Origin of the sequence: Frankia tisae (assembly GCF_025403405.1) — a bacterium.
Taxonomy (GTDB): Bacteria; Actinomycetota; Actinomycetes; order Frankiales; family Frankiaceae; genus Frankia; species Frankia tisai.
The window spans coordinates 24,987-31,689 of record NZ_JANEZT010000028.1 but is presented as its reverse complement, the minus strand read 5'-3'; the positions used below and the strand labels follow the sequence as shown (position 1 = coordinate 31,689).

The following is a 6,703-nucleotide window of genomic DNA, read 5'->3' as shown; positions in this document are numbered from 1 at the left end:
CTCACGGGGCCCGGCCCCCCGGGTCGGGTGGCGTCAAGGCGGCCATGACCTCGGCGCCGAAGCGGCGCACGCTGTCCATGGCCGCGGCGAAGCCGCCGCCGGGCAGCACGACGCCGGCCCAGGTCACCCCGATGCCGCGCAGCCGGGCCAGCTCGTCGAGGCGTTGCGCCGGCGACTGCCCGTTCGCGAGCACGCCGGCCGGCGTGGGGGCGAGGACGTCGATCTCGTCCAGGGTGCGTCCGCGGGCGTGCAGGCGGCGTTCGAGCTCGCGGATGCGGGCGGCGAGTTCGGCGGTGGAGGTGATCGACGCCGTGCGCGCGCTGCGGGCGAGCTGCGGGGAACCGACGAGCGCGGCCCAGCCCTGGCCGAAGCGGGCCACCCGGTCGAGGGCGAGCCCGCTGTTGCCGCCGAGCCACAGCGGGGGGTGCGGGCGCTGCACCGGCCGGGGCAGCATGGCCTGCCCGGCGGCGTGGAAGTGCCGGCCGGTGTGCACGACGACGTCCTGCGTCCAGGCCTCGCGGATGACCTCCACCGCCTCGTCGAACAGCTCGTTGCGCTTGTCGGCGTCCACGCCGAGGGCGGCGAACTCGGAACGCAGGTAGCCCGTGCCCAGCGCGAAGATCGCCCGTCCGCCGGAGAGCACGTCAACGGTGGTCATCGACCGGGCCTGCAGCAGGGGATTGCGATACGGGACGACCGCCAGGTGCGTCATGAGCCGGATTCGCCGGGTGACAGCGGCGCAGAAGGTGAGCGCCGCGAACGGGTCGAACGTCTCGTGCCCGCCCGCCGCCAGCCACTTCGCGCTGGGCGCCGGGTGGTCGGTGAACGCCAGCGCGCCGAAGCCGATCTCCTCCAGCGTCCGCGCGAAGGTCGCCACGTTGTCCGGGTCCAGCCAGCCGGAGTCCGGGTCGCTGCGGACGTTGTACTCGGCCATGAAACGCATCAGGGCCGGCCCGCGGGCGGGGGGTCGGCGGCGGACGCGCCCAGGTCGAAGTCGTACTGGAGCGGGATGATCCGCTCGTAGGGCAGCAGCGCGAGGGTCTCGTGGGCACCGCCGTGGGCGGGGAAACGGCCGGTGAGGCGCTGGCGGTCGCGAACCGCGGTGAGCCCGGCGAGGACGTCGGCCGCCGGCTGCGCGCACAGCAGGACGTGCAGCACCAGGTCCTGCTCACCAGTCTGGACCGGTTCGAGCTGAAGGGTCCCCAGCAGGCCGGGCAGTTCGTACAGGTCGTCGCGCTGGGTGCGCTCCCACCAGTCCAGGGCAGCCGGGCGCCCGCCGGGACCGGCCCGGCCGATGCTGACGACGACTCCCTGGTGCGCCAGGTGCGGGATCGCGTCGGCGGAGACGTCGATCGACGGGCGGGTGTGCGCCGCGGTCAGCCGCCACCAGCTCGTGAAGACCGGCCGGCCGTGCACCCAGAAGCGACCCGCCCGGGTGATCGCGCGGTCGGTGTCGCGCCAGCCGGCGAACGCCTGCTCGGACATGAAGTCGAGCGGCCCGCCGAACAGGTACATGGTCGCGTAGGGCGGGTGGCCGCCGGTGAGCTCGCCTGCCAGCGCCCCGGGCGTTGCCCGGGTGGCCGGGGTCGCCACGTAACGCCGGCCGGCGACGACGTCGGCCTTGGCCACATGCTCGGGCAGGTGGTCGAGGTCGTACCAGCGGTTGTACTCCTGGGTGTACCGCGCCGGGATGTCCAACAGCGCGAGTGCGAGACCCGTGATCTTCACATCGCCCCCTGGCCCGGCTTCCGCCGGCTCGCTCAAAAACTCTACATCAGCTTACGGAGCTCATTCATCTAACTTTATTGACGTAGCGCTGTCCACCATTGCCGCGGTGGGGGCGCCGCTGGACCCGCTCCCCGCCCGCTCGGCCCGGGATCGGGCCCGGATGATCGATGGGCGGGGTGGAGGGGGTGTCGGCGGGTCGGATGTGGCCCGCGGTCGGACCGGGCGGGGTACTTGGCGTGGAGGGTGTCCAGAAGCCGATGGCTCTGGGAGTCGATGACGGAGAGTCGATTCAGGCGTGTAATTCTGTGATTCTTCTAACCGATTGATCGCGTCAGTCCCTCGTGACGGCGGGGGCGCAGGCCATAGAATGGGTCGGTGGTTCGCGTACCACCGGCGCGGCCAGGCAGGCCCGGCGGCGCACCGCGGGAGTGTCGTGGGCGGGTCCCGCTACGGTCGATGCTGACGTTGAAGATGTAGAGTCCACAATTCCGCTAGACAATTTCGGCCCAGATCGGCTCCCGGACGCCGCGGCTCCGCCCCGTTCGCAGGCAGGCGTCGGTGGAGCCGCAGAGACGAGGGATGACGGCTGTGACGACCGCCGGTATTCGGGTGCCCAAGGCGGCTGAGCTCGTGGCTGGGACGATTCGCCGGCAGATCATCACCGGCGAGCTTCTTGAGGACCACCTCCTGCCCTCGGAGTCGGCCCTCATGGAACAGTTCCGCGTCAGTCGACCGACGCTGCGCGAGGCGTTCCGCATCCTGGAGTCGGAGTCGCTGATCACCGTGCGGCGCGGCGTGCACGGCGGGGCCCGGGTGCAGATCCCCAACGGCGACGTCGCCGCCCGCTACGTCGGCTACGTGCTGGAGTACCGCAGCACCGCCATGGCGGACGTCTACCGGGCCCGGGCGGAGGTCGAGGCCCCGCTGGCGCGACTGGTTGCGACCTCGGCGACGCCGGAGAACATCGCCCGGCTCGAGGAGTGCCTGGCCAGGGCCGAGGCGCACCTGGACGACCCGTCGGCCTTCATCGTGCACGACGAGGAGTTCCACCGGCTGATGGCGGAGCTCGCCGACAACCAGACCCTCGCCGTGATGCTCGACATGATGTACCACATCGTCGGCACCGCCCGCCGTCGCTACGCGCTGAACGTCGACCAGGTGCAGACCCGCAAGGAGACCGTGGAGGTGCACCGCAGCCACGTGCGCCTGGTCGATCTGATCAAGCGTGGACGGCCGGACCTCGTCCACCGGCTGTGGGTCCGCCACCTCGACGAGGCCACCCGCCACTACCTTGAAGGCCCGCTGGCCACGACCGTTGTGGAGATGATGAGCTAGGCGCTCCCGCGCGAGGGCAGGCCCGGTCCGTGCTGGCGTACCGGGCCTGCCGTCACCGAGGGTCAGACGGAACCGGCGGCGGGGGAGCCGGGGGCGGGTTCGACGGCGCCGAGGTAGGCGGCCTCGAGCTGCTGCGGGTCCCGGGCGAGCACGGCCGCGTCCCCGCTGAGCGTGACATCGCCGTGGACCAGCACGATCGCCCGGTCGGCGACCTCCAGCGCCAGGTGTACGTGCTGCTCGACGAGCACGACGACGGCGCCGGTGTCGTCGGCGATGCGCCGCACGACCGGCAGCAGCTCCTCGACGATCACCGGGGCCAGGCCCATGCTCATCTCGTCGACGAGCAGGATCCGCGGGTTCTGCACGAGGGCGCGGGCCACGGCGAGCATCTGCTGCTCCCCGCCGGACAGGGCGCCGGCGTTGACCGACAGGCGCCGGTTGAGGGCGGGGAACAGGTCCAGTGCCTCGCTGAGGGTCGGCCCGTCCCGGCGGCGGGCGATCATGAGGTTCTCCCGGACCGACAGCCCGGTGAACAGCGCCCGGTCGTCGGAGACCAGCACCATTCCCGCCCGGCTGGTCGTGGCCAGTCGGGCGTTCGGCATCGGCTGGCCGTCGACGAGCACCTCCCCGCCCAGGCGCGGCAGCAGGCCGGCGAGGGTCGTCATCAGCGTCGTCTTACCGGCCCCGTTGGGGCCGAGGACGGCGAGCACCGAGCCCCGGTCGAGGTCGAGGTCGAGGCCGCGGACCACCGGCACCCGCCCGTGGCCGCAGATCAGGCCGCGGGTGCGCAGGACCGCGGTCCCGGCGGCCGCGCTCGGGCCGCGCCCGGCGGGGTCCGGGCCGAGGGGGCCGGGGGAATCCAGGGTCGTCGTCATGCCGGCACGTCCTCCGCGTGGGTGCTGCCCAGGTAGGCCGCCGCGACGCGGCGGTCGGAGCGGATCTGCGCGGGTGGTCCCGACGCGATGACCGACCCGAAGTTGATCACCTCGATGTGGTCGCACAGGCCGAGGACCAGGCTCATGTCGTGGTCGATGAGCAGGATGGTGACGCCGCTGTCGCGGATGTCGCGCAGCCGTTCGCCGAGCCACTGGCTCTCGGTCGTGTCCAGGCCGCCGGCGGGCTCGTCGAGCAGGAGGACCCGCGGGTCGCCGGCCAGCGCCCGCGCGATGGAGATGAGCTGGCGCTGGCCCTGGGACAGCTCGCCGGCGGGCCGGTCGCGCACCCCCGCGAGCCCCAGCAGCTCCAGGGTGGCCTCGACGTCGCGGTGCGCGCCGTCGCCGCGCCCGCGCAGCGCGGTGGTGCCGACGCTGACGTTCTCCGCGACGGAGAGGTCCTCGTACAGCTCGATCGCCTGGAAGGTGCGGCCGAGGCCGGCGCGGACGCGGGCGTGGGGGGCCAGGCGCTCGACGGGAGTGCCGGCGAGCTCGACCGAGCCGGCGCAGGAGACGAAGCCGCTGATCGCGTCCATCAGCGTGGTTTTGCCGGCGCCGTTCGGGCCGATCAGCCCGACGATCGCCCCCTCGGGCGCGGCGAACGAGACGTCGTCGACGGCGACCACGCCCCCGTAGCGGACGGTCAGCCCGCGCACGGTCAGCACGTCGGGCCCGAGCACCGGAGCCGGGCGCGCCTGCGCGGGCACCGGGGCGGCATGCGAGCCCAACACCGGCTCGGCGAGACCGCGCCGGCGACGCCGGTCGGCGTAGGAGTGCACCGGCCCGACGATGCCCTCCGGGTTGAGGACGACGGTGAGCACGACGCCGACGCCGCTGAGCACGTCGTACCACAGGCCGGTGGAGAAGATCTTGTCGATGATCAGGTAGGACAGCCCCTCGGCGGCGAGGAAGCCCGCCAGCACGCCGCCGGACACCGAGGTGATGCCCGCGATGTACACGGTGGTGAACAGGGCGAGGCCGGAGAACGCGCTGACCGGGTCGAAGGTGATGTTGCCCTGCTGGTAGCCCACCAGGCAGCCGCCGATGCCCGCGATGAACGAGGCGATCGCGAACGCGACGATCTTGATGCGGGTGACGTTGATGCCGGCCGCGGCCGCCGAGCGTTCGTTGGCCCGCACGGCGAGCATCTGCGAGCCCAGCCGGCTGGTGCGCAGCCGGGCCACGGCGACCGCGGTCAGTGCGAGCACGACCAGGCACAGCAGTCCGAACCGCACCCGGGGATACGACGGGCCCGAGCCGATCCCCAGGTCCCAGCCGAACAGCGACGGGCTGGGGACGTCGACGCCGCTGCTCGGCACGATGTCGCTGTTGCGGAACCAGATCGCCTCCAGCGCGTAGGCGAGCGCGAACGTCACCACCGCGACCGTCAGGCCCCGCACCCGCAGCGCCGGCAGGCCGATGACCACGCCGAGCGCCATCGCGAACAGGGCGGCGACCAGCGGCGCCACCGGGAACGGCAGGTGCCAGTCCTCGGTCAGCGGGCCGACGAGGAAGCCGGCGGCGCCGGCGAGCGGGAGCTGGGTGAGCGAGACCTGGCCGGCGTAGCCGGTGACCACGACCATCGACAGCGCGATCACCCCGAACACCAGGCTGGTGATGAGCGCGGTCAGCCACTGCCCGGAGAGCACGACCAGCCCGATGACCGCGACGGCGCCGAAGACCAGCAGGTTGAGGCGAATGTGGGCGGGCCGGGGGGCGCGCCCGAGCGAACGCAGGATCACCGCCCCGCGTTCCGGCAGCGCCCGGGCCCGGATGACCAGCACGATCAGGATCAGGACCAGGGGGATCAGCTCGGGCAGTCCGGAGGAGGGCAGCCAGTGGTGCAGGCTCTCCAGGTGCTGCGTCTCGGACTGCAGCATGCCGATGACCAGCCCGCCGACGACCGCGGGGACCAGGTACTGGAACCGGCCGAGGATGGCGGCGGCGAGCGCCGGCACGATGAACAGCGTGTAGGCGACGGGCACCAGCGGCACGATCGGGGCGATGAGGATGCCGGCGAGCCCGGCGACCAGGGCGCCGATGATCCAGTTCAGGGCGGCGATGCGGTCGGGGGAGATGCCGCTGAGGTAGGCGCCCTTCTCCGTCTCCGCCGCGGCGCGCGTCGCCAGGCCGAACCGGGTGAACCGGTACAGCGCGCCCAGCGCCAGCGCGACGGCCAGGATGGTCAACGCGAAGTAGACGCGGTCGGAGGCGACCCGGAACGACCCGTGCGTCCAGAGCCTGGACGGATAGATCGGCTCGACGGACAGCGGGGTCGTGCCGAGGCGGGCGGCGGTGAGGCCGGTGAAGACCACCGACACGCCGATCGAGGCGACGGCCCGCGCGACCGGCGGGGCGGTCCGCAGCGGCCGGAACACGACCAGGTACAGCAGGAACCCGAGCAGGCCGGTGATCGCCAGCGAGAGGGCCATCGCCGCGGCCAGCCCGAGGTGCGAACCGACGTCGACGGTCTTCGGTAGCCCGGGGATGAGAATCATGAACTTGCCCTGGCGCAGCAGGGCGTAGGTGTAGGCCGCGTAGAGAGCGAGCCCGCTGGTCGCGAAGTTGACGACCCCCGAGCTGCGGTAGGTCACCACCAGCGCGAGGGCGAGGGCGGCGAACACCGAGCCGTTCCCGATGCCCAGGCACAGGAAGACCAGATGCTGAACCATGTCCGTCCTTTCGACGCGCACCCCGGGTCGGCCGGG

5 protein-coding genes are annotated in these 6,703 nt (G+C 72.6%); 1 reads left to right on the top strand and 4 read right to left on the bottom strand.

Features of this window, described 5'->3' with window-relative positions; genetic code table 11:
- Position 1 precedes the first annotated feature (1 nt).
- Together NBZ85_RS04755 and NBZ85_RS04750 are read right to left on the bottom strand one after the other, a co-directional pair.
- Complete coding sequence (locus NBZ85_RS04755; RefSeq protein ID WP_261554370.1) at positions 2-934, bottom strand: LLM class F420-dependent oxidoreductase; 933 nt, start codon at positions 932-934, stop codon at positions 2-4.
- Between the two features lie 8 nt (positions 935-942).
- Entirely contained in the window at positions 943-1,728 is a 786-nt protein-coding gene (locus NBZ85_RS04750; protein WP_261554371.1) for a hypothetical protein, read from the bottom strand.
- A 579-nt stretch (positions 1,729-2,307) separates the two neighbouring features.
- Between NBZ85_RS04750 and NBZ85_RS04745 the strand changes: the two genes are divergently transcribed.
- Positions 2,308-3,063 carry a FadR/GntR family transcriptional regulator gene (locus tag NBZ85_RS04745; protein ID WP_261554372.1) on the top strand — a complete coding sequence of 252 codons (756 nt, stop codon included), beginning with the start codon at positions 2,308-2,310 and terminating at the stop codon, positions 3,061-3,063.
- Positions 3,064-3,125: 62 nt separating this feature from the next.
- Here the strand turns inward: NBZ85_RS04745 and NBZ85_RS04740 are convergent, their stop codons facing one another.
- Positions 3,126-3,938 (bottom strand): ABC transporter ATP-binding protein, encoded by an 813-nt coding sequence (locus NBZ85_RS04740; RefSeq protein WP_261561547.1) that lies wholly within the window; start codon positions 3,936-3,938, stop codon positions 3,126-3,128.
- Complete coding sequence (locus NBZ85_RS04735; protein WP_261554374.1) at positions 3,935-6,667, bottom strand: branched-chain amino acid ABC transporter permease/ATP-binding protein; 2,733 nt, start codon at positions 6,665-6,667, stop codon at positions 3,935-3,937. Before NBZ85_RS04735 ends, NBZ85_RS04740 begins: the two co-directional genes overlap by 4 nt.
- Between the last annotated feature and the right edge of the window lie 36 nt (positions 6,668-6,703).